The organism is Enterobacter cloacae complex sp. P47BA, from assembly GCF_014930485.1.
GTDB lineage: Bacteria > Pseudomonadota > Gammaproteobacteria > Enterobacterales > Enterobacteriaceae > Enterobacter > Enterobacter bugandensis.
Genome location: NZ_JADBRF010000010.1, coordinates 163,329 through 185,074, shown reverse-complemented (window position 1 = coordinate 185,074; position 21,746 = coordinate 163,329). Strand labels below are relative to the sequence as shown.

The following is a 21,746-nucleotide window of genomic DNA, read 5'->3' as shown; positions in this document are numbered from 1 at the left end:
GAAACGGGTAAACATTTCCGGATTCTTACACAGCCACTGGATCGGTCAACCGATCCTTAACTGATCGGCATTACACATTGCTGTTGGCGGTTTTTTTATGGTTCACGCTTATGGTTTTATTACTCGATATCCAGCGGATCTTCAGAAAGGATAATGCCGGTATTATCGGCGTAGAGATGATCGCCTGAGAAGAAGGTCACGCCGCCGAAGTTAACGCGCACGTCGCTTTCGCCGATGCCGTCACCCGCAGCGCCTACCGGAATGGCCGCGATGGCCTGAATTCCAATATCCAGGTCTTCGAGATCGTCCACCTGACGCACGGAGCCGTACACCACGATGCCTTCCCACTCGTTCTGGACGGCAATGCCGGCCAGTTCAGCATCAATCAGTGCGCGACGCACGGACCCGCCGCCGTCGACCACCAGAACGCGGCCACGGCCGTTCTGTTCGAGCAGATCGTACAGCAACCCGTTGTCCTCGAAACATTTCACCGTGACGATTTGACCGCCAAACGACGACCGCCCACCAAAGTTGGAGAACAGCGGTTCAACGACGTTGACATCTTCCTGGTAGATGTCACAAAGCTCGGAGGTATCGTATTTCATAGGTTTAACGCTCAGTTGCTGCGAATGTGTTCAGTATATCGTGCGAAATGCGTTGTTGGCAAAATCATCAATTGTTAATTGATATTTGTCAGCTAACTGAGCGTCTGGCTTAACACAATCCCGATGACGAACAACAGGTTAGTCAGCAGCGCGCCTTTTACCGTTCTCTCCAGCATTGGCGGCATGGCTGCCGGGCTGAGTTCACGCATCACAAAGCGGGCCTGCTTAACCAGCAGCGGCGCGGCAAGCACAAACAGCCAGCCCCACAGACTATGCAGGGAAATCAGGTTAAACAGCGCCAGGCAAACCAGCGCGCCAATAAGCAGGCAGGCATGATAGCGGCGCGCATTCACCGGCCCCAGACGCACCGCCAGCGTGTTCTTGCCGTTCTCACGATCGCTGTCGATATCGCGCAGATTATTGATATTGAGTACCGCCGTCGCCAGCAGTCCGCAGGCGGTCGCCGGGAGGAACAGGGCAGGGATCACCGTATGCGCCTGTAAGTACCAGCTCCCCATTACGCTCAGCCAGCCGAAGAACACCAGCACAGAGATATCCCCAAGGCCAATATAGCCGTAAGGGCGTGTGCCGACGGTGTAGGTGATGGCCGCGATAATGGCGAGCAGACCCAGCACCAGGAAGCCAATGAAGTCGCTGGTGGTTTTCGAGGCGACCGTCACCAGCGCCAGGCCAGATAAGCAAATCAGCACCACGGTGATAATCAGCGCACGCTTCATCTGTGCCTGGGTGATCACCCCTTTTTGCATCCCGCGCAGCGGCCCGATACGGTCAGGCTTGTCGCTGCCTTTTACCGCATCGCCATAATCGTTCGCGAGGTTAGAGAGGATTTGCAGCAGCCCGGCGGTAATGAGCGCCAGACCTGCCACCAGCGGATCGAAATGCCCTTGCCACCAGGCAAGCGCGGTGCCGACAATAATGGCGGCAAAAGCCAGAGGAAGCGTTTTAGGGCGCAGACTTTCGAGCCACGCCTGAGTACGGCTGATATCAGTCATAGTAATTTAGCCAATAAAAATGGGGGCCTTAGCCCCCATTAACAGTGATGAGAATGCAGTAACCGCGATTATAGGATAAAACGGCTCAGATCTTCATCTGCCACTAACGCATCCAGATGTTTGCTCACATAGTCTGCGTCGATGGTAATGGTTTGACCGTTGAGGTCGCTCGCGTCATATGAGATGTCTTCAACCAGACGTTCCAGCACGGTGTGCAGACGACGCGCACCGATGTTCTCGGTGGTTTCGTTGACCTGCCATGCGGCCTGGGCGATACGCTTGATACCGTCTTCGGTGAACTCGAGGTTCACGCCTTCGGTCGCCATCAGCGCCTTGTACTGTACGGTAGCAGAGGCGTTTGGCTCCGTCAGGATGCGCTCGAAATCTTCGGTGGTCAGCGCCTGCAGCTCAACGCGGATAGGCAGACGACCCTGCAGTTCGGGGATCAGATCCGACGGGCTGGCTACCTGGAATGCACCGGAAGCGATAAACAGAATGTGGTCCGTTTTCACCATGCCGTGCTTGGTAGAGACGGTGCAGCCTTCAACCAGCGGCAGCAGATCGCGCTGTACGCCTTCGCGGGACACGTCCGGACCGGAGCTGTTGCCGCCGCGCTTACAAATTTTGTCGATTTCGTCGATAAACACGATACCGTGCTGCTCAACCGCGTCGATAGCGTCCTGCTTCAGCTCTTCCGGATTCACCAGCTTCGCCGCTTCTTCTTCAATCAGCAGCTTCATCGCGTCTTTGATTTTCAGCTTACGCGCTTTCTGCTTTTGGCCGCCCAGGTTCTGGAACATGGACTGCAGCTGGCTGGTCATTTCTTCCATGCCCGGAGGCGCCATGATTTCCACGCCCATCGGCGCGGCCGCGAGGTCGATCTCAATCTCTTTGTCGTCCAGCTGGCCTTCACGCAGTTTTTTGCGGAACGCCTGACGCGCGGCTGAAGGCTCAGCCTGCTGTTCAGCCTGGCCCCAGTTGTTTTTCGCCGGTGGGATCAGCACGTCGAGAATACGCTCTTCGGCCATCTCTTCCGCGCGGTAGCGGTTTTTCTCAATCGCCTGGACGCGCACCATCTTAATCGCAGAATCGGTCAGGTCGCGGATGATAGAGTCCACTTCTTTACCCACATAGCCCACTTCGGTGAACTTGGTGGCTTCAACTTTGATGAACGGCGCGTTCGCCAGCTTCGCCAGACGACGGGCGATTTCGGTTTTACCGACGCCGGTCGGGCCGATCATCAGAATGTTTTTCGGGGTGACTTCGTGACGCAGCTCTTCGTCAAGCTGCATACGACGCCAGCGGTTACGCAGCGCGATAGCCACGGAGCGCTTGGCGTTATCCTGGCCGATAATGTGTTTGTTCAGTTCGCTGACAATTTCGCGTGGGGTCATTTCAGACATGGGAGATCCTTACGCTTTGGAGGTCAATTCTTCGATGGTGTGGTTGTGGTTGGTATAGATGCAGATATCACCTGCAATATCCAACGCCTTCACCGCGATATCACGCGCGTTCATGTCGGTATTTTCCAACAGCGCGCGGGCTGCAGCCTGGGCATAAGGGCCGCCAGAGCCGATGGCAATCAGGTCGTTTTCCGGCTGAATCACGTCACCGTTACCGGTGATGATAAGCGAAGCGGTTTCATCCGCGACCGCCAGCAGCGCTTCGAGCTTGCGCAGCATACGGTCGGTACGCCAGTCCTTTGCCAGCTCAACGGCAGCTTTCACCAGATGACCCTGGTGCATTTCCAGCTTGCGTTCAAACAGTTCAAACAGCGTGAAGGCATCCGCCGTGCCGCCTGCGAAACCGGCGATCACTTTGTCGTTGTAGAGACGACGGACTTTCTTCACGTTGCCTTTCATGACGGTATTACCCAGCGTGGCCTGGCCATCACCGGCGATTACCACATGGCCGTTACGGCGTACACTTACTATTGTTGTCACGAGCAGACCCCCTGGTTACAGATTCGGGAAACAGAAGCCCTGAGCCTGTGCTCAGGGCTGAATTAAATGATAGATGGGGGGGATTTTGGGGGTTTCAACCCCCGGAGGCGAGTCGAATGCAGTTTGTGTGGCCAGCCACTTTCAAACGGGAAATGGTGCCGTCTGCGTTTTCTTTGCCTTTAACCGGGCCGATCACCACGCGATTCCAGCCGTTATTGGTGGTAATGCGTGAGTCAAATCCTTCGAACGCCAGCTGTGCACGCACCGTTTCCGCCTGCTCGGCACCTTTAAACGAACCGCACTGCACCATCCAGCGGCGCTCGTCTTTTTTCTCTGCCGTCTGCTTCGGGGCTTCGGTCTCTTTGGTCACCGGCGCGGCCTGCTGCGTTTTCGGCTGCTGCGCGGTGGTATGCGCTGGCGTCTGGAGCAGATCCTGATACGGCTGCGCCGCTTGCTTTGGCGGCTGCGCTTTTGGCTGTTGAACAGGCTGCGACTGCACCGTACGCGTCTGCTGCTGCGGTTGCTGGTATGGCTGGGCCTTCGGCTGCTGTACCGGCTGAGTTTGCGTCCACTGCTGCTGTTGCTGCTGTTGAATTTGTGCCTGGCGCTGACGCTGCAGCTGCAACGTTTGCTGACGCTGCGCTGGCGTTTGTTCATTCCACGGCACTTCATTCAGCTGCGTCGGCTGCTGGCGCATATCGGCCTGCATCTGTGCCAGCAGCTGGCGCTGCTCGTCCGTCAGCTGATCGGCATTCTTCACTTCGCCACCGGCTGAGGGCTCAGTAGGCGCACGCACGCCGGGCTGACGACTTTCCAGCTCTTTAATATAGCGCCAGCGCTCTTCAGGTTTCGGCGGCAGACCATTTCCCACCACTTTGTTGCCCTGAAGGGCCTCGGACTCTTCTTTTTTATGGTGCGTGATGAAGTACAGGCCGCCAATAAAGGCCACCAGCACGGCCGCAGCAATAGCGACCATTGCTGGCGAGACCGCAGGCAGATTACGCTGCTTGCTTTTTGAACTGCTCTTTTTGCGTCGCGAAGGTGCCGGCTGGCCGCGACGTACATAATCTCGTTGTGCCACTATCGTTTCGCTGTATTTATTCGTTCGTCAGCCCGCCATGTTACTTAAGCGGCGGGGCTTTGACCAGATAAGGGTGTCCGAAAGGCGTTTACTTTAAGTCAATGCCTGGGTAGAGCCGCGAATAATCAGCTCGCAGTCCAGCAAACGCGAGCCGCTGCTAACCGTTTGACCCTGCAGCTGATCCAGCAGAAGCAGCATCGCTTCGCGGCCAATCTGATAGCGCGGTTGTGAAACGGTGGAGAGCGGTGGATCGCAAAACTCTGAAAGTGAAATGTTATCGAATCCGATAATCGACAAATCTTTCGGCACGCGTAAGCCACGGCGCTTGGCGTGTGAAAGCGCACCCAGCGCCATCACGTCGCTGTGGCAGAACACCGCCGTTGGTGGTTCCGGCAGCGCCAGCAGTTTCTCCAGCGCCTGTCCGCCCGCTTCAAAGGTAAAATCACCGCGCGCAATATAGTGCGGATCGACAATCGCACCGGTACGGCGCAGCGCCTGAACATAGCCCTGCAGGCGGTAGTGGCACAGCGGCATCTCTTCCGGCCCGGCAATGCAGCCAATCCGCTTATGTCCCAGCTCCTGGAGATAGTTTACGGCGTTGAACGCGGCGGTGAGGTTATCAATGTGGACCGTCGGCAGCTCAAGCTCTGGCGCAAATTCGTTGGCCATTACCATTGGCGGTAAATTGCGCTGCTCTTCGATGCTGGCATCAAACGGCAGGCGCGAGCCAAGCAGCAGCATGCCGTCAATCTGCTTGGTGATAATGAGGTCGATAAAGGTTTTTTCCTGCTGGTTCTGGTGAGCGCAGTCGCCAATCAGCACCAGATAGCCCTGCTCCGCCGCCGTCACTTCGATACCGCGAATGATCTCGCTGAAGAAGGGATCGCAGATATCCGGCACTATTACCAGGATGGTCCGAGATTCATTGCGCTTAACGTTCCGCCCCATCGCCTGCGGGAAATATCCCACTTCCAGCGCCGCCTGTTCAACCTTGTTACGGGTCGCCTGGGAGACTTTATCCGGGTTCATTAATGCGCGGGACACGGTTGCCGTTGAGACTTGTGCTTTCTCGGCAACGTCTTTCATGGTCGCCGTGGCAACCTCTTTCCTGGACTTCAACGTCTTCTCCTCGCCTGAACACCGAACTGCGGACATCACCATTTTTACAGATAGTTAATGGAATCGGTTACAGAATTTTCATAAAAAGTGTGAGGCGCGTTAAATTTTTCGATCCGTCTTCAGCCTTCGATGGGATCGACGTCCAGTACCCACTTCACTTTACGCGCTTCCGGCAGGGTATTGATGAGCGCCAGCGTGCCGCTGACGATGTGCTGCAGGCGAATACGCGAGGGGTGCTGAAGCAAAATTTGCCAGCGGAAACGTCCACCGCGTTTTGGTGCCAGCGCCGGCACCGGGCCCAGGATCCACAGCTGGTTATCCACCAGCGGGCTGGCCTGCAGGAGATTCCTCAGCTGTTGCAGGAAAAGCGGCGCCTGCTGGTTGTTATGATCCTCCGCGCGGATGATGACGTGGCTGGTCCACGGCGGCAGCTGCATGGTCTGGCGTTCGGCCAGCGCCTGCTCGGCAAAGGCGTCATAACCTTTGTGCAGCAGAGTCTGTAGCAGCGGGTGCTCAGGGTGATGCGTTTGCAGTACTACCTCGCCCTGTTTACCCGCGCGTCCGGCACGCCCGGCAACCTGGGTATAAAGCTGGGCGAAGCGCTCGGCGGAGCGGAAATCTGCCGAGAACAGCGCGCCGTCGACGTCCAGCAGGGCGACCAGCGTCACGTCCGGGAAGTGGTGCCCTTTGGCCAGCATCTGGGTGCCAATTAGGATGCGCGCGCCGCCGCGATGCACTTCCGCCAGCTGCTGCTCCAGCGCCCCCTTGCGGCTGGTGGTGTCCCGGTCGATTCGGGAAATAGGCACGTCCGGGAAGAAGGGGCCAAGGGCCTGTTCAAGCTGTTCCGTGCCCAGACCGACCGGCACGATATGCGTGGAACCACATGACGGGCACTGGCGAGGAACCGGACGCTGGCTGTCGCAGTGGTGGCAGCGCAAATGTCGCTGGGCCTGATGGAAGGTGTAGTAGTGGTCGCAGCGCGGGCACTCGGCAATCCAGCCGCAGTCGTGGCACAGCAGGGCGGGGGCAAATCCGCGACGGTTCAGGAACAGGATGACCTGGTTCCCCGCCTGCAAATGCTGGCGCATGCGGGAAATCAAGGCGGGCGCTAAGCCTGCCTGCACCTGCTGGCCTTTGAGATCCAGCACGTGCTGGATGGCCGGGCGGGCATTCCCCGCGCGGCGCGTCAGGCGCAGCATGTGGTATTTACGCTGGCGCACGTTGTGCAGCGTTTCGAGCGCAGGCGTGGCGGATCCGAGAATAATAGGGATTTGCTCGCTGTGCGCACGGTAGACCGCCAGATCGCGGGCGTGATAGCGCCAGCCTTCCTGCTGTTTATAGGAGCTGTCGTGCTCTTCGTCGATGACGATAACGCCGAGGTTTTTAAACGGCGTAAACAGCGACGAGCGGGTGCCGATCACAATCGCCGCTTCGCCGTTTTTCGCTTTCAGCCAGGCGCTGAGGCGCTCGCTGTCATTCAGCCCGGAGTGCAGCACCTCAACGGGCGCGTTAAAGCGCTCGCGGAAGCGGGCGATGGTTTGCGGCGTCAGGCCGATTTCCGGCACCATCACCAGCGCCTGTTTACCCTGCGCGAGCACGTTTTCCAGCACGCTCAGATAGACTTCGGTCTTGCCGGAGCCCGTCACGCCCGCCAGCAGCCAGGCGGAAAAGCGGTCCGAGGCGCTATGAATGGCGCCTACCGCGGTGGCCTGCTCGGTATTCAGGCGCAGGCGATCGCCCGAGACGGAGAAGCCGTCGCGCCAGTCGTGAAGGGCGGGCGCTTCGCTGGCCAGCTCGCTCAACCCTTTCTTTCTTAATGCCTGTAGCGCCGTTTCGCTGACCTCAAGCTCGTCGACCTGGTGCCGCCAGATTTTTCCCTGACGCAGCGCCGCCAGCGCCTGCTGCTGTTTCTGCGAACGCTTCAGGCTGTTGATGTCCACGGCCTGCCCCTGTTCGGTGGCAAACCAGTACCACATCGGGGCGTGGCTGGCGCTTTTGCCCTGGCGCAGCAGGATCGGCAGGGCGTGGAACAGGACGTCGCCAATCGGGTGATGATAATAATCTGCCGCCCACAGCAGCAGTCGCCAGGTGCTGGTGGAGTAAACCGGCTCGCTGTCCAGCACCTCAACCACCGATTTCAGTTCATTGAGGGGCAATTCGCTTGTATCGCTGACGGAGACGACGATCCCCACGCGCTGCTGTTTGCCAAACGGCACGGTCACGCGACAGCCCGCTTTGGCGCTCATGCTGTCGGGCAGCAGGTAGTCAAAGGTGCGGGGAAGCGGAACGGGCAGGGCAACGTGAGCGACGGGCATCGAATCTTCCTGACTTGAAAAGTGGCGCGTTAGTATACACATTAGTAAAAGCGGCGTGCGGATCAGTTTGCATACGTTGGTTAAATTCTGTATGATTCGCCGCCTTTGGTGTACTTTACGCCAAAGAACTTACATTCAACATCGCGTGGTGTCTGGCGTTAGGGCTGGAAGAGCGACGCGGCCTTAACTGAGGTTCTCCCATGAAAAAAGATATTCACCCGAAATACGAAATGATTACTGCAAACTGCTCTTGCGGTAACTCTATCCAGATCCGCTCTACCGTGGGTCACGATCTGAACCTGGACGTGTGCGGCAAATGCCACCCGTTCTACACTGGTAAGCAGCGTGATGTTGCAACCGGTGGCCGTGTTGACCGCTTCAACAAGCGTTTCAGCATCCCGGGCGCTAAATAAGTTTCCCGAAAAAAAGGCACCGCAAGGTGCCTTTTTTGTATCCGCTTCTCAGTATTCCCACGTCTCCGGGTCAATACCCAGTTCACGCATGATCACCTTCGCCTCTTCCGGGATTTCGTCGCTACGCTCTTTGCGCAGATCGTCATCGTTCGGCAACGGTTGGCCGGTAAACGCATGCAGGAACGCTTCGCACAGCAGTTCGCTGTTGGTTGCGTGACGCAGGTTGTTCACCTGACGACGCGTACGTTCATCGGTGAGGATCTTCAACACCTTCAGAGGAATGGAAACCGTAATTTTCTTTACTTGCTCACTCTTCTTACCGTGCTCAGCGTATGGGCTGATATATTCGCCGCTCCATTCAGCCATGAGATACCTTTAATCCTCTCAGTCATTAATCTAAAGGTGCAAACCGGTCATTGCCCGTTTTGAACCGTAATCTTGCGTAGTTTACCGTAGAGACGATACCGTGGCACGGATATTGCCGCTGCAGCGTGCACTAAAGCATATAATTTTAACGGCTATTTGCGCATTGCTCAATCTATACGCAAAGAAGTTTAGATGTCCAGATGTATTGACGTCCATACTTTCAATGTTTACTCTGGTGGCTGACTTTTCACCTCATTCGCCAGGAAGCCCTCACCATGACGCGTAAACAGGCCACGATCGCAGTGCGTAGCGGATTAAATGATGACGAGCAGTACGGCTGCGTTGTCCCGCCCATTCATCTTTCCAGCACCTACAATTTCACCGGATTTAATGAACCGCGCGCGCATGACTACTCGCGTCGCGGCAACCCTACGCGTGATGTAACCCAGCGCGCGCTGGCGGAACTGGAAGGCGGCGCGGGTGCGGTATTAACCAATACCGGTATGTCTGCCATTCACCTGGTGACCACGGTGTTCCTGAAGCCTGGCGATCTGCTGGTTGCGCCGCATGACTGTTACGGCGGCAGTTATCGTCTGTTTGATAGCCTGGCAAAGCGCGGCTGCTACCGCGTGCTGTTTGTCGATCAAAACGACGAACAGGCGCTGAAACAGGCGCTGGCAGAGAAGCCGAAGCTGGTTCTGGTGGAAAGTCCAAGCAACCCATTGTTGCGCGTTGTCGACATTGCGAAAATTTGTCAGCTCGCAAGGGATGCGGGAGCGATAAGTGTAGTGGATAATACCTTCCTCAGTCCGGCCCTTCAGAACCCGTTAGCACTGGGTGCGGATCTGGTATTGCATTCATGCACTAAATATCTGAACGGCCATTCTGACGTGGTGGCGGGCGTGGTGATTGCAAAAGATCCCGACGTTGTCACGGAACTGGCATGGTGGGCTAATAACATTGGCGTCACCGCGGGCGCGTTCGACAGTTACCTGCTGTTGCGCGGCATCCGCACGCTGTCGCCGCGCATGGACGTGGCGCAGCGTAATGCCCAGGCGATTGTCGATTTCCTGAAAACCCAGCCGCTGGTGAAGAAGCTTTATCACCCGTCGCTGCCGGAAAACCAGGGGCATGAAATTGCCGCGCGCCAGCAGAAGGGATTTGGCGCGATGTTAAGTTTTGAACTGGACGGTGACGAGCAAACGCTGCGTCGCTTCCTGAGCGGGCTGTCATTGTTTACGCTGGCGGAATCCTTAGGTGGGGTTGAAAGCTTGATCTCCCACGCCGCGACCATGACGCACGCAGGTATGGCACCGGAAGCACGTGCCGCCGCCGGGATTTCCGAGACGCTGCTGCGTATCTCGACCGGTATTGAAGATTCTGAAGATTTAATTGCCGATCTGGAAAATGGCTTCCGGGTCGCAGCCAAGGGGTAATCATGAGTGTGATAGCGCAGGCAGGGGCGAAGGGTCGTCAGCTGCACAAGTTTGGTGGTAGTAGTCTTGCTGATGTGAAATGTTATCTGCGCGTCGCAGGGATCATGACCGAATATTCACAGCCGGGTGACATGATGGTTGTCTCGGCGGCGGGCAGCACCACCAACCAGTTGATTAGCTGGCTGAAACTGAGCCAGACCGATCGCCTTTCTGCGCATCAGGTGCAACAGTCCTTACGTCGTTACCAGAGCGAGCTGATTGCCGGCCTGCTGCCTGCGGACGTGGCGGACGGGCTGATCAGCGCCTTCACGCATGACCTTGAGCGTCTGGCTGCTCTGCTGGACAGCGGGATTACCGACGCGGTGTATGCCGAAGTGGTGGGCCACGGTGAAGTGTGGTCCGCGCGCCTGATGGCCGCCGTGCTGCAACACCTGGGCGTGGACGCGGCCTGGCTCGACGCGCGTGATTTCCTGCGTGCGGAACGCGCCGCGCAGCCGCAGGTGGACGAAGGGTTGTCCTATCCGCTGCTGCAACAGCTGCTGGTGCAGCATCCGGGCAAACGTATTGTCGTCACCGGCTTTATCAGCCGCAGCAACGCCGGTGAAACCGTGCTGCTGGGCCGTAACGGCTCGGACTACTCGGCAACGCAGATCGGTGCCCTGGCGGGCGTGTCCCGCGTCACCATCTGGAGCGACGTGGCCGGTGTCTACAGCGCAGACCCGCGTAAAGTGAAAGATGCCTGCCTGCTTCCGCTGCTGCGTCTCGACGAAGCGAGCGAGCTGGCGCGTCTGGCGGCCCCGGTGCTGCACGCGCGCACGCTGCAGCCGGTTTCCGGCAGCGATATTGACCTGCAGCTGCGCTGTAGCTATACGCCGGATCAGGGGTCTACCCGCATTGAGCGCGTGCTGGCGTCCGGCACGGGCGCGCGCATTGTCACCAGCCACGACGACATCTGCCTGATCGAGTTCCAGGTCCCTGCGGGCCAGGACTTCAGGCTGGCGCATAAAGATATCGACACGATCCTGAAACGCGCCCAGGTGCGTCCGCTGGCCGTTGGCGTGCATAACGATCGTCAGCTGCTGCAGTTCTGCTATACCGCCGAAGTGGCGGACAGCGCGCTGAAAATTCTTGACGAAGCGGGCCTGCCGGGCGAGCTTCGCCTGCGCCAGGGGCTGGCGCTGGTGGCGATGGTCGGCGCGGGCGTCACCCGTAACCCGCTGCACTGCCACCGCTTCTGGCAGCAGCTGAAGGGCCAGCCGGTGGAGTTCACCTGGCAGTCGGAAGAGGGCATCAGCCTGGTCGCCGTGCTGCGTAAAGGCCCAACCGAAAGCCTGATTCAGGGTCTGCACACCTCGCTGTTCCGCGCGGAAAAACGCATCGGCCTGGTGCTGTTTGGCAAGGGTAACATCGGTTCCCGCTGGCTGGAGCTGTTCGCCCGCGAACAGGTCACGCTTTCGGCGCGTACCGGGTTTGAATTTATTCTTGCGGGCGTGGTGGATAGCCGCCGCAGCCTGCTGAACTACGAAGGGCTGGATGCCAGCCGGGCGCTTGCCTTCTTTAACGATGAAGCGGTTGAGCAGGATGAAGAGTCGCTGTTCCTGTGGATGCGCGCGCACCCGTATGACGATCTGGTGGTGCTGGACGTCACCGCCAGCGAACAGCTTGCCGATCAGTATCTGGATTTCGCCAGCCACGGTTTCCACGTCATCAGCGCCAACAAGCTGGCGGGGGCGAGCAGCACCGATAAATACCGTCAGATCCACGACGCGTTTGAAAAAACGGGCCGCCACTGGCTCTATAATGCCACCGTTGGCGCGGGCCTGCCGGTTAACCATACCGTGCGTGACCTGATTGAAAGCGGCGACAGCATTCTGGCGCTGAGCGGGATCTTCTCCGGCACGCTCTCCTGGCTGTTCCTGCAGTTTGACGGCACCGTACCGTTCACCGACCTGGTGGATCAGGCGTGGCAGCAGGGCTTAACCGAGCCCGATCCGCGCGTTGACCTCTCCGGTAAAGACGTGATGCGCAAGCTGGTGATCCTGGCGCGTGAAGCCGGTTATGACATCGAACCGGATTCCGTCCGCGTCGAGTCGCTGGTGCCTGCGGGCTGCGAAGAAGGTTCTGTTGACCACTTCTTCGAAAACGGCGACGAGCTGAATGACCAGATGGTGCAGCGTCTGGAAGCGGCAAACGAGATGGGGCTGGTGCTGCGCTACGTGGCGCGTTTCGAGGCGAACGGTAAGGCGCGTGTGGGTGTCGAGGCGGTGCGTCCTGACCATCCGCTGGCGGCCCTGCTGCCGTGCGATAACGTCTTCGCCATTGAAAGCCGCTGGTACCGCGATAACCCGCTGGTGATCCGCGGCCCGGGCGCGGGGCGCGATGTCACCGCTGGGGCTATCCAGTCCGATATTAACCGTCTGGCTAAGCTGCTGTAAAAAGTGAATTTCCCTCTCCCTGTGGGCTGAGGAATCCCCAGTAATTTTTTCCTGAAGCGATGAACATTGCTTCAGAGAAATGAATAACTAACAGCGATGTCCTGGTCCGGCTGTAAATCGCTGAGGCGTTTCCTGTAGGCCGGGGCGAGGCGCATGGATGCGCCGAGAGGGCGGGCTTTACAGGGACGTTACCTCCGCCCGCCCCCGACAAGCCGGAAGGAATAAGCCGAAGGCACCGCGAAGCGGCGATTTACCGCCGGGAGCCCGGGTCGCCAGGGCGGCGGCGATTGAGCCGCCCTGGCACGTTCACAGGTCATGTCCTTACAGAGTAGCAAGGAACATAAAGTGAACGGAATGACCACCAGACCCGTATGTTCCCCCTCACCCCGCACTAAAACTACTTCTCTTCCACCGCAGGCACATCCGGCCACGCGTGCACCACCGCTTTAATCAGCGTCGCCAGCGGAATGGCAAAGAACACGCCCCAGAACCCCCACAGCCCGCCGAAAATTACCACCGACAGGATAATCACCAGCGGATGCAGGTTCACGGCCTCGGAGAACAGCACCGGCACCAGCAGGTTACCGTCCAGCCCCTGAATAATCAGGTATACCGCAAAGCAGCTCCAGAACTCGGTACCCAGACCAAACTGGAACAGCGCAACGCCCACCACCGGAATGGTTACCACAAACGCGCCGATATACGGGATCAGAACCGAAAATCCGACCAGCACCGCCAGCAGCAGCGAGTAGTTCAGGCCGAAGATCAGGAAGCCAATCCAGGTGGCGACTCCCACGACTATCATCTCCAGCACCTTGCCGCGAATGTAGTTGGTGATCTGCTGGTTCATCTCCTGCCAGACCTGCCCGGCCAGCCCGCGATTGCGCGGCAGCACGCGGCGTACCGCGTTCAGCATCTGCTCTTTGTCCTTGACCAGGAAGAACACCATTAGCGGCACGAGCACAAGATAGACGGCCAGCGTCAGCAGCCCCACCAGCGAGGCCAGAGAGTATTTCACCACCGAATCGCCCATCGTCATGATGCGGGCGCGCATGTTTTCGGCCATCGCATCTATGATCCCCGCATCCATCAGCGCGGGGTAACGACGCGGCAGCGTGGCGGCGAAATCAGACAGCTTGTTCAACATGCCGGGCATATCGCGGATCAGGTAGATCCCCTGCTGCCAGGCAACCGGCATCACCACAAATGCCATCAGCAGCAGAATGCCGACAAACAGCACCAGCACGATACTCGTTGCCCAGCGGCGCGAACAGCCGATATGTTCCAGGCGCGCCGTTGGCCACTCCAGCAGGTACGCGAGCACAATCGCCACCAGCAGAGGGGCGAGCAGGCCGCTGAAGAAGAACAGAATACCGAACCCGGCAACCAGAATAACCAGCAAAGCAATGGCTTCCGGGTCACTGAACCGACGCCGATACCACTGCATTAACATTTCGAGCATACAACCCTTCCCTGAATCGATTGGCGGGAGTGAGACGGTGAATTGTATCTAACTGTCACAAAAAAGACTTTCGCTTTTTGTATCCCTGTCACAATCCGCAAAAGCCTGATGAATGGGATTTTCTTCATGCGGTAACACGGCTACACTCGCAGGGCAGCAGAGATGAACGATATGCCGGTTCATCGGTCAAATTAGCACCTCCAACATACAGGACAGTGGTTATGTTCAGGCAGTTGAGAAAAACACTGGTTGCAACACTGATTGCCGCAGTGACGGTCGGTCAGGTGTTGCCCGCTTTCGCTGACTCGTCCGATTCATTGCCGGACATGGGCACCACGGCAGGAAGCACGCTCTCTATCGGGCAAGAGATGCAGATGGGTGATTACTATGTGCGCCAGCTGCGCGGTAGCGCCCCGCTGATCAACGACCCTTTGCTGGTGCAGTACATTAACGGGCTGGGGATGCGCCTGGTGGCGCACGCCGACTCGGTAAAAACGCCCTTCCACTTCTATTTGATTAATAACGACGAAATCAACGCCTTCGCCTTCTTCGGCGGAAACGTGGTGCTGCATTCGGCGTTATTCCGTTACTCAGACAACGAAAGCCAGCTGGCTTCGGTAATGGCGCACGAAATTTCGCACGTTACCCAGCGCCACCTCGCGCGTGCAATGGAAGACCAGAAACGTAACGCCCCGCTCACCTGGGTGGGCGCACTGGGCTCTATTCTGCTGGCGATGGCCAGCCCGCAGGCCGGGATGGCGGCCCTGACCGGTACGCTTGCGGGAACGCGTCAGGGGATGATCAGCTTCACCCAGCAAAACGAGCAGGAAGCTGACCGCATCGGCATTCAGGTTTTACAGCGCTCCGGCTTTGACCCGCAGGCCATGCCGAGCTTCCTGGAAAAACTGCTCGACCAGGCACGGTATTCTTCCCGTCCGCCGGAAATTTTGCTCACCCACCCGCTGCCGGAAAGCCGTCTCTCGGACGCACGCAACCGTGCCAACCAGATGCGCCCGGTGGTCGTGCAGTCTTCGCAGGACTTCTACATGGCGAAAGTAAGAACGCTCGGCATGTACAACTCCGGACGTAACCAGCTCACCAGCGATCTGCTGGATACCCTGGCGAAAGGCAACGTGCGGGAAAAAAATGCCGCGCAGTATGGTCAGGCGCTACAGGCGATGGAAGCCAGTAAATACGACGAGGCGCGTAAAGCGCTGCAGCCGCTGCTGGCAGCCGACCCGAACAATCCGTGGTATCTCGATCTCTCGACGGATATCGATCTGGGGCAGAAGAAAGCCACTGATGCGATTAACCGCCTGAAAGGGGCGAAAGACATACGGACCAACCCGGTGCTGCAGCTTAACCTGGCGAACGCTTACTTGCAGGGCGGTCAGCCTGCGCAGGCCGTGACCATTCTGAACCGCTACACGTTTAACAATAAAGATGACCAGAACGGCTGGGAGCTGCTCGCTCAGGCGCAGGGGCAACTGGGTAACCGCGATCAGGAACTGGCGGCGCGTGCTGAAGGGCTGGCGCTGGCGGGCCGTCTCGATCAGGCTATTTCCCTGCTTAGCAGCGCCAGCTCGCAGGTGAAGCTCGGCAGCCTGCAGCAGGCCCGCTACGATGCGCGTATCGACCAGTTGCGCGGCCTGCAACAACGCTTTAAGCCGTACGAGAAGATGTAATAAAGGAGAAGTCATGACAGACGCGGTAAAAATTTACCATAACCCTCGCTGCTCCAAGAGCCGCGACACCCTCAGCCTGCTGAAATCTAACGGCATCGACCCGGAAGTGGTGCTGTATCTGGAGACGCCGCCGGACGCGCAGACGATCCGCGAGCTGCTGCACATGCTGGGGATGGGCAGCGCGCGCGAACTGATGCGTCAGAAAGAGGATCTGTATAAATCGCTTAATCTGGATGACAGCCGCCTCACCGAGGCTGAGCTGGTACAGGCGATGGTCGACAATCCAAAGCTGATTGAACGCCCGATTGTGGTGGCGAACGGCAAGGCGCGCATTGGCCGTCCGCCGGAAGATGTGCTCGACATCCTCTAGTCCTTACGCCGCAGCGCTTCCAGAAACGCCTGCGGCGTACTCTCTCCCAGCTTTTTCTGCGTTTTGCCCCGGTTATAAAACTCGCACAGCGCGATCAATACCTCTCCCGCCGGTTCATCATTCACGCGAGGAATAACATCGCCTAATGGCACCGCTACCTGAAGCGCGTTGTGTTTTTGGGGATGCGTTTTTACAGCCACATCTTTTGCAGCATCCGTCAGCTCAAAACCAAAAGTCTCAATAGATTGTATATCAGCCGGACAGTCATCAAGCAGCGCCCGCGTCCAGGTACTGAGCAACTGGGGCGACAGTCCCGCATAGAGCCGGGCATAACACCAGCCGCTCACTGGTTCGCGCGCCCAGAGCAGGTGTTGTTCACCCCCATCGTCCATGTGCAGGGATAAAGGCAGATGATGGAGCATCAGCGTATGCGGCCGCATGCCAGCCTTCAGCGCTTTTATTCCCTGCAACGGCCCCCCTTTTAGCTTCGCGGAGGCTGGTTTGAGATAGCGATTCAGCGTTGCCCTTGAAACGCGGATCCCCAGCACGTCGTTAACCATCTGCAGCAGTTCATCTAACGGCGCCCCTGAGATGTCGCGCAGCGCATTCACCAGCGTCACCTGATCCTGTCTCAACGCTTTGTGTATCACTTTTGGCGTGGTGTGGTTATCCGAAACCTGGTCGCGGTTGCGCCAGCGCCTGACGGTCGTGACCGAGATCCCCAGCTCAACGGCAAGCTCTCTGTCGCTTTTATCTGACTGTTGCAGATAGCGGCGGATGCGCGGCGTGGTGGTCGCATTGGCGTGAAGTTTAATTTCCATCGCAACAATTCCGTTAACTAATCATATGAGATTTATATAACACAGGCGATTGCTTTGTGACCGGTTTCACCTTTCGCTCGCCGCGCTTCACTGATAATCCACAGACATAACATAAACAACACCCTTCAATCTTGTACGGAGTTCACAATGAACAATGTTCTGGGATTTCTTGAAGCAAAACTGATGCCCCTGGCGGCGAAAACGGCCCAGCAGCGTCATCTCGGGGCCATTCGCGGTGCCTACGTGTCATTCATGCCGTTTATTATCGTCGGCTCCATTCTGCTGGTTATCTCCTCCTTCCCTAACCAGGCCTATCAGCAGTTTATGTCTCAGGCCTTTGGCGAGAACTGGAGCGCGATTATTGAAATTCCATTCAACGCGGTGTTCTCCACCATGTCGCTGTTCATCAGCTTCCTGGTCGCCTTCCGCCTGGCGGAACACTACGGCGAGGACCGCATCTCCTGCGGCATTCTGGCGCTGGTCGCGTTTCTGATCCTGACGCCGTTTATTAAGGTGGCGGAAAACGGCGGGATTACCGTGATGCCGGTGGAGTGGATTGGCAGCAAAGGATTGTTCGTGGCGATGATCGGCTCGCTGCTCTGGACGGAGCTGTTCTGCTGGCTGAAGCGCAAAAATCTGGTCATTAAAATGCCGGACGGCGTGCCTCCTGCGGTGCAGGAGTCGTTCGCGGCGCTGATCCCCGCCCTGCTGGTGATGATTCTGGTGCTGGGTATCCGCATCGTCTTCGAAAACACTCACTACAACACCATCCACCAGTTTATTTATGAAGTGGTTGCTACCCCGGTGCGCCACTACGGCACCTCCTATTTCGGTGCGCTGATGACCGTCTTCAGCATCACCATTCTCTGGTCAGTGGGCATTAACTCCGGCTCGATGATTAACGGCATCATTCGTCCGCTGTGGATGGAAAACCAGACCGACAACATCGCCGCGATCCAGGCGGGGACGACGCCGCCGCACATTATCACGGAACAGTTTTTTGACATGATCTGGATGGGCGGCGCGGGTGCTACGCTGTCGCTGGTGATTGCGATGCTGATTTTCGCCCGCAGTAAAAACATGCGCGAAGTGGCGCGCCTCGGCGCCGGGGCGTCAGTGTTTAACATCAACGAGCCGATTCTGTTTGGCCTGCCGGTGATCATGAACCCGATCATGCTTATTCCGTTCAACCTGGTGCCGCTGGTGCTGGTCACCGTGCAGTATGCGGCGATGAAGATTGGCGCGGTCGCCGTCACCACCGGGGTGTTTATCCCCTGGACGCTGCCGCCGGTGATCAGCGGTTTTATCGTCACCGGACACCTGAGCGGCAGCGTGATGCAGCTGATCAACCTGCTAATTGGCGCCATGCTGTACCTGCCTTTCATGCGTATCGTGGACAAACAGTACCGCGCGGCGGAAATTGCCACCGTTACGCAAACCGACACCACCCTTGCAAAACAGGAGTAAAGCATGTGGGGAATTATCGCAACCTGGCGAATGGCGCTTGAAGGGGTAACGGAATCTGCGTCTGCCCTGGCGGCGGGAAAACCGGTCGCTACGGCGGTGGTTGATGCCGTCGCCGCCGTCGAAGACTTTCCGTTTTATAAATCCGTCGGCTACGGCGGGCTGCCGACCGAAAACGGCGAAGTCGAGCTGGATGCGGCATTCATGGACGGCGACACGCTGGCGTTCGGTGCCGTGGGGAACCTGGTGGATATCGCCAACCCGGTGCGCGTGGCGCACGCGCTCAGCCGCCAGCGCTACAACAGCCTGCTGGTCGGCCAGGGCGCGCGTGAATGGGCGCTAAGTCAGGGCTTTGCCGACAAAAGCATGCTCACCGAACGGGCTATGCAGCACTACCGCAAACGCTGCCGCGAGACGCTGGATAAAGGCTTAAGCCCGTACGACGGACACGACACCGTCGGCGTTATCGGCCTCGATAAGCAGGGCTCAATGAGCGTTGCCACCTCCACCAGCGGCCTGTTTATGAAAAAACGCGGCCGCATTGGGGATTCGCCGATTATCGGCTCCGGCTTTTACTGCGACAGCGAAACCGGCGCGGCCACCGCTACGGGCGTCGGTGAAGATCTGATGAAAGGCTGCACGAGCTACGAAATCGTTCGTCGCATGGCGCAGGGTATGACGCCGCAACAGGCGGCAGATTCCGTGGTGTTCGAGCTGGAAGACAAGCTGATGTCGCGCTTCGGTCGCGTGGGCGATCTCTCCGTGGTGTGCATGAACAACAGGGGCGAATTTGGCGCCGCCACTAACATCAAAACCTTCTCGTTTGTGGTGGCGACGGCCCGTCAGCCCCTCACCGTTTTTCGTACCGAGCGCCAGCGGGAGAAAACGCACTATCACACCGTGGACGAAGAGTGGATGCAGGCCTACGCCGCGCGGATCCGCGCACCGATTGAGGAGTCATGATGATCGCGTATCAGTTTATCACCGCGCTTTCTGACGCGAAGCCGCGAAGCCATTTAATCGCCCGCGTCTCCTGTGCGCAGTTGCCGCAAACCGCGCTTGTTGCGGAAATGCGTGACTCTGACGGCATCGCGGACACCCGCTTTGGCTGCGCGCCCTTTGCGCGCATCACCCTGCTGCCGGATGCGCTCTGGCATGACGCGCTCACTGAAGGCCTGCTTGCCGCCCTGCGACCAATTTTTGCCTCTCCCGTCAGCGCAGATATCGTGCTGGACGTGACGGATATCGACGAGGTGGTGCTGGCGCAGGTGCTGCGTTTTCTCTTTAATCAGGCGCACAGGCTGAGCGATTTACAGCTGAAAAAAACCAGTGAGTGCGTTCGTATTAAGCACATCACCGCCCTCTGCCTGCCGGAACAGCAGGCGAAGCTGGAAACAATTTTCCGCCAGCAGCAGGCCATCGCTCACGGCATGGTCGCAGCGCGTCGCCTGGCGGATATACCGTCCGATCGCTGTACGCCGCAGTTTATGGCCGAAGAGGCGCAAAAACTGTGTGCCGCCTACCCAGCCCTGCGCTGCGAGGTGCTGAACGAAAAGGCTATTGTTGAGCAGGGTCTTGGGCTGCTGAACGCCGTCGGCAAAGGGGCGACCTGCCCGCCACGTCTGCTGGCTATTCATTACGACGGCGTTTCTGACGGCCCGGTGCGCTGCTACGTAGGTAAAGGCATTACCTTCGATACCGGCGGCCTGTGGCTGAAGGAAGGCGCAGGCATGTACACCATGAAATACGACATGTGCGGTGCGGCCAACGTGCTGGGGCTGATGCTGACCGTAGCAGAGCTGGCGCTGCCCGTACGCATCATGGGCGTGCTGGCGCTGGCGGAAAACGCCATCGGCCCGGACGCCATGCAGCCCGGCTCGGTAGCAACGGCCTGCAACGGCATGACGGTTGAAATCAACAACACCGATGCCGAAGGCCGACTGGTGCTGGCGGATGCCATCGCCTGGGCCAGCCAGCGCAATCCGCAGGCGCGCTATATCATTGATATGGCGACCTTAACCGGTGCGGTGGTGAAAGCGCTGGGGTATGAGTTGAGTGGATTAATGACGCAGGACGAGCCGCTGCGCGCCGCGCTGACGCAGGCGGGAAAACGGAGCGGTGACGAAGTGTGGTCCCTGCCGCTGGATGCGCGGCTGAAAAAGCAGACCGACAGCGCGATTGCCGATCTGTGCAACACCCCGACAAACAACGCGGCAATCAGCGCGTCGGCGGCGTGGCTGCTGCACCATTTTTGCCCGCAGACGATCCCGTGGGCGCATCTGGACATCAGCGGCACGGCGCTGTGGCGCGAGAACGGCAGGAGCGTGGCGTCGGGAAGGCCGATTCCGCTGCTGGTGGAGCACTTGCTGGGGGATCTTTAGCCCGGTGGCGCTGCGCTTACCGGGCCTACGGGCGCCATATGTAGGCCGGGTAAGGCGCAGCCGCCACCCGGCATAACTACAGCTTAAGAATATCTTTCACAAACGGAATGGTCAGCTTGCGCTGGGCGGTAATGGAGGCGCGATCGAGCTGATCGAGCGTATCAAACAGGGTGCGCATCTCACGGTCCAGACGCTTGAGCAGGAAACGGCCCACGTCTTCCGGCAGCTCAAAGCCGCGCTGCTTTGCTCGCAGCTGTAACGCCTGCAGCTTATCTTCATCTGACAGCGGCTGGAGCTTGTAGATTTGTCCCCAGTCCAGACGAGACGCCAGATCCGGCAGCCCAAGATTAAGCTGGCGCGGCGGACGATCGCCGGTGATCAGCAGCCGGGTTTTGCCTGACTCCAGAATGCGGTTGTAGAGGTTAAAGATCGCCATTTCCCACGGCTCGTCCCCCGCCACGCATTCGATATTATCGATGCAGACCAGCGAGAGATGTTCCATGCCCTCAAGCACTTCAGGCACAAACCAGGTACGTTTATCCAGCGGCACGTAGCCGACCGCATCGCCGCGCGCCGAAAGCTCGGCACAGGCCGCATGCAGCAGGTGGCTGCGCCCCGCGCCTTCGCGTGACCAGATATAGATGTATCCGCTGTGATCCTGACGCAGCACGTTTTGCAGTGCAGCCAGTAAAGAGGGGTTATCACCCGGCCAGAAACTCGCAAAAGTTTCGTCGTCAGGGAGATAGAGTGGCAGAGAGAGCTGTGCCGGTCCGTTCAGAAATACCTCAACCAGAGATCTTACATAAAATCGGCGATGAGTTTAACACGGAACCCGCC

Annotated in this window: 19 protein-coding genes; 8 read left to right on the top strand and 11 right to left on the bottom strand. The window is 58.3% G+C overall.

The window, feature by feature from the left end:
* Nucleotides 1–119 precede the first annotated feature (119 nt).
* The 7 genes from rraA to priA all read right to left on the bottom strand — a co-directional run bounded on the left by rraA (nucleotide 120) and on the right by priA (nucleotide 8,076).
* Nucleotides 120–605 (bottom strand): ribonuclease E activity regulator RraA, encoded by a 486-nt coding sequence (rraA, locus tag IM299_RS12455; protein ID WP_014885702.1) that lies wholly within the window; start codon nucleotides 603–605, stop codon nucleotides 120–122.
* Between the two features lie 92 nt (nucleotides 606–697).
* A complete protein-coding gene (gene menA / locus IM299_RS12450; protein WP_100171285.1) occupies nucleotides 698–1,624 on the bottom strand; it encodes a 1,4-dihydroxy-2-naphthoate polyprenyltransferase in 927 nt (308 codons plus the stop codon).
* Nucleotides 1,625–1,686: 62 nt separating this feature from the next.
* Nucleotides 1,687–3,021 (bottom strand): HslU--HslV peptidase ATPase subunit, encoded by a 1,335-nt coding sequence (hslU, locus tag IM299_RS12445; RefSeq protein ID WP_028014840.1) that lies wholly within the window; start codon nucleotides 3,019–3,021, stop codon nucleotides 1,687–1,689.
* Between the two features lie 9 nt (nucleotides 3,022–3,030).
* Nucleotides 3,031–3,561, bottom strand: a complete 531-nt coding sequence (gene hslV / locus IM299_RS12440; protein WP_008501802.1) for an ATP-dependent protease subunit HslV — start codon at nucleotides 3,559–3,561, stop codon at nucleotides 3,031–3,033.
* 94 nt (nucleotides 3,562–3,655) lie between these two features.
* Nucleotides 3,656–4,642 carry a cell division protein FtsN gene (ftsN, locus tag IM299_RS12435; protein ID WP_028014839.1) on the bottom strand — a complete coding sequence of 329 codons (987 nt, stop codon included), beginning with the start codon at nucleotides 4,640–4,642 and terminating at the stop codon, nucleotides 3,656–3,658.
* A gap of 93 nt (nucleotides 4,643–4,735) precedes the next feature.
* Nucleotides 4,736–5,761, bottom strand: a complete 1,026-nt coding sequence (cytR, locus tag IM299_RS12430) for a DNA-binding transcriptional regulator CytR (RefSeq protein WP_041911797.1) — start codon at nucleotides 5,759–5,761, stop codon at nucleotides 4,736–4,738.
* A gap of 119 nt (nucleotides 5,762–5,880) precedes the next feature.
* Nucleotides 5,881–8,076, bottom strand: a complete 2,196-nt coding sequence (gene priA, locus IM299_RS12425; protein ID WP_060573373.1) for a primosomal protein N' — start codon at nucleotides 8,074–8,076, stop codon at nucleotides 5,881–5,883.
* A gap of 200 nt (nucleotides 8,077–8,276) precedes the next feature.
* On the opposite strand from priA, the gene rpmE reads away from it, so the two are divergent.
* Nucleotides 8,277–8,489 (top strand): 50S ribosomal protein L31, encoded by a 213-nt coding sequence (gene rpmE, locus IM299_RS12420; protein ID WP_003862040.1) that lies wholly within the window; start codon nucleotides 8,277–8,279, stop codon nucleotides 8,487–8,489.
* A 48-nt stretch (nucleotides 8,490–8,537) separates the two neighbouring features.
* Here rpmE and metJ read toward each other — a convergent pair whose 3' ends face one another.
* Nucleotides 8,538–8,855 carry a met regulon transcriptional regulator MetJ gene (metJ, locus tag IM299_RS12415; RefSeq protein ID WP_003862042.1) on the bottom strand — a complete coding sequence of 106 codons (318 nt, stop codon included), beginning with the start codon at nucleotides 8,853–8,855 and terminating at the stop codon, nucleotides 8,538–8,540.
* 275 nt (nucleotides 8,856–9,130) lie between these two features.
* Here metJ and metB point away from each other — a divergent pair, with 275 nt between their 5' ends.
* Both metB and IM299_RS12405 read left to right on the top strand, forming a co-directional pair.
* Nucleotides 9,131–10,291 (top strand): cystathionine gamma-synthase, encoded by a 1,161-nt coding sequence (metB, locus tag IM299_RS12410; protein WP_021242813.1) that lies wholly within the window; start codon nucleotides 9,131–9,133, stop codon nucleotides 10,289–10,291.
* Nucleotides 10,292–10,293: 2 nt separating this feature from the next.
* Nucleotides 10,294–12,726: a bifunctional aspartate kinase/homoserine dehydrogenase II gene (locus tag IM299_RS12405; RefSeq protein ID WP_041911800.1), complete on the top strand. Its 2,433-nt coding sequence runs from the start codon at nucleotides 10,294–10,296 to the stop codon at nucleotides 12,724–12,726.
* 397 nt (nucleotides 12,727–13,123) lie between these two features.
* Here IM299_RS12405 and IM299_RS12400 read toward each other — a convergent pair whose 3' ends face one another.
* Nucleotides 13,124–14,188: an AI-2E family transporter gene (locus IM299_RS12400; protein ID WP_028014023.1), complete on the bottom strand. Its 1,065-nt coding sequence runs from the start codon at nucleotides 14,186–14,188 to the stop codon at nucleotides 13,124–13,126.
* Between the two features lie 221 nt (nucleotides 14,189–14,409).
* Between IM299_RS12400 and bepA the strand changes: the two genes are divergently transcribed.
* Nucleotides 14,410–15,873 (top strand): beta-barrel assembly-enhancing protease, encoded by a 1,464-nt coding sequence (gene bepA / locus IM299_RS12395; RefSeq protein ID WP_041908772.1) that lies wholly within the window; start codon nucleotides 14,410–14,412, stop codon nucleotides 15,871–15,873.
* Between the two features lie 13 nt (nucleotides 15,874–15,886).
* On the top strand, nucleotides 15,887–16,243 hold the full coding sequence (gene arsC / locus IM299_RS12390; RefSeq protein WP_049136756.1) for an arsenate reductase (glutaredoxin): 357 nt from the start codon (nucleotides 15,887–15,889) through the stop codon (nucleotides 16,241–16,243).
* Here arsC and IM299_RS12385 read toward each other — a convergent pair.
* Nucleotides 16,240–17,064 carry a helix-turn-helix transcriptional regulator gene (locus IM299_RS12385; protein ID WP_193357567.1) on the bottom strand — a complete coding sequence of 275 codons (825 nt, stop codon included), beginning with the start codon at nucleotides 17,062–17,064 and terminating at the stop codon, nucleotides 16,240–16,242. The two genes, arsC and IM299_RS12385, sit on opposite strands and share 4 nt — an antisense overlap.
* A gap of 147 nt (nucleotides 17,065–17,211) precedes the next feature.
* On the opposite strand from IM299_RS12385, the gene celB reads away from it, so the two are divergent.
* Genes celB through IM299_RS12370 form a run of 3 tightly spaced genes read left to right on the top strand, consistent with a single transcriptional unit; the run spans nucleotide 17,212 to nucleotide 20,909 of the window.
* Complete coding sequence (gene celB / locus IM299_RS12380) at nucleotides 17,212–18,531, top strand: PTS cellobiose transporter subunit IIC (protein WP_041908767.1); 1,320 nt, start codon at nucleotides 17,212–17,214, stop codon at nucleotides 18,529–18,531.
* Nucleotides 18,532–18,534: 3 nt separating this feature from the next.
* Complete coding sequence (locus IM299_RS12375) at nucleotides 18,535–19,491, top strand: N(4)-(beta-N-acetylglucosaminyl)-L-asparaginase (protein ID WP_041908766.1); 957 nt, start codon at nucleotides 18,535–18,537, stop codon at nucleotides 19,489–19,491.
* Nucleotides 19,491–20,909, top strand: a complete 1,419-nt coding sequence (locus tag IM299_RS12370) for a M17 family metallopeptidase (RefSeq protein WP_193357571.1) — start codon at nucleotides 19,491–19,493, stop codon at nucleotides 20,907–20,909. Before IM299_RS12375 ends, IM299_RS12370 begins: the two co-directional genes overlap by 1 nt.
* Nucleotides 20,910–20,985: 76 nt before the next feature.
* Here the strand turns inward: IM299_RS12370 and IM299_RS12365 are convergent, their stop codons facing one another.
* Complete coding sequence (locus tag IM299_RS12365; RefSeq protein WP_211438414.1) at nucleotides 20,986–21,687, bottom strand: DnaA inactivator Hda; 702 nt, start codon at nucleotides 21,685–21,687, stop codon at nucleotides 20,986–20,988.
* Nucleotides 21,688–21,746: the final 59 nt, after the last annotated feature.

Bases quoted from the DNA above. Each gene is read 5' to 3' on its own strand.
- arsC (WP_049136756.1), top strand. From the start codon at position 15,887: ATGACAGACGCGGTAAAAATTTACCATAACCCTCGCTGCTCCAAGAGC.
- hslU (WP_028014840.1), bottom strand. From the start codon at position 3,021: ATGTCTGAAATGACCCCACGCGAAATTGTCAGCGAACTGAACAAACAC.
- priA (WP_060573373.1), bottom strand. From the start codon at position 8,076: ATGCCCGTCGCTCACGTTGCCCTGCCCGTTCCGCTTCCCCGCACCTTT.
- bepA (WP_041908772.1), top strand. From the start codon at position 14,410: ATGTTCAGGCAGTTGAGAAAAACACTGGTTGCAACACTGATTGCCGCA.
- celB (WP_041908767.1), top strand. From the start codon at position 17,212: ATGAACAATGTTCTGGGATTTCTTGAAGCAAAACTGATGCCCCTGGCG.
- metJ (WP_003862042.1), bottom strand. From the start codon at position 8,855: ATGGCTGAATGGAGCGGCGAATATATCAGCCCATACGCTGAGCACGGT.
- IM299_RS12375 (WP_041908766.1), top strand. From the start codon at position 18,535: ATGTGGGGAATTATCGCAACCTGGCGAATGGCGCTTGAAGGGGTAACG.
- IM299_RS12370 (WP_193357571.1), top strand. From the start codon at position 19,491: ATGATCGCGTATCAGTTTATCACCGCGCTTTCTGACGCGAAGCCGCGA.
- metB (WP_021242813.1), top strand. From the start codon at position 9,131: ATGACGCGTAAACAGGCCACGATCGCAGTGCGTAGCGGATTAAATGAT.
- IM299_RS12405 (WP_041911800.1), top strand. From the start codon at position 10,294: ATGAGTGTGATAGCGCAGGCAGGGGCGAAGGGTCGTCAGCTGCACAAG.
- IM299_RS12385 (WP_193357567.1), bottom strand. From the start codon at position 17,064: ATGGAAATTAAACTTCACGCCAATGCGACCACCACGCCGCGCATCCGC.
- rraA (WP_014885702.1), bottom strand. From the start codon at position 605: ATGAAATACGATACCTCCGAGCTTTGTGACATCTACCAGGAAGATGTC.
- rpmE (WP_003862040.1), top strand. From the start codon at position 8,277: ATGAAAAAAGATATTCACCCGAAATACGAAATGATTACTGCAAACTGC.
- IM299_RS12400 (WP_028014023.1), bottom strand. From the start codon at position 14,188: ATGCTCGAAATGTTAATGCAGTGGTATCGGCGTCGGTTCAGTGACCCG.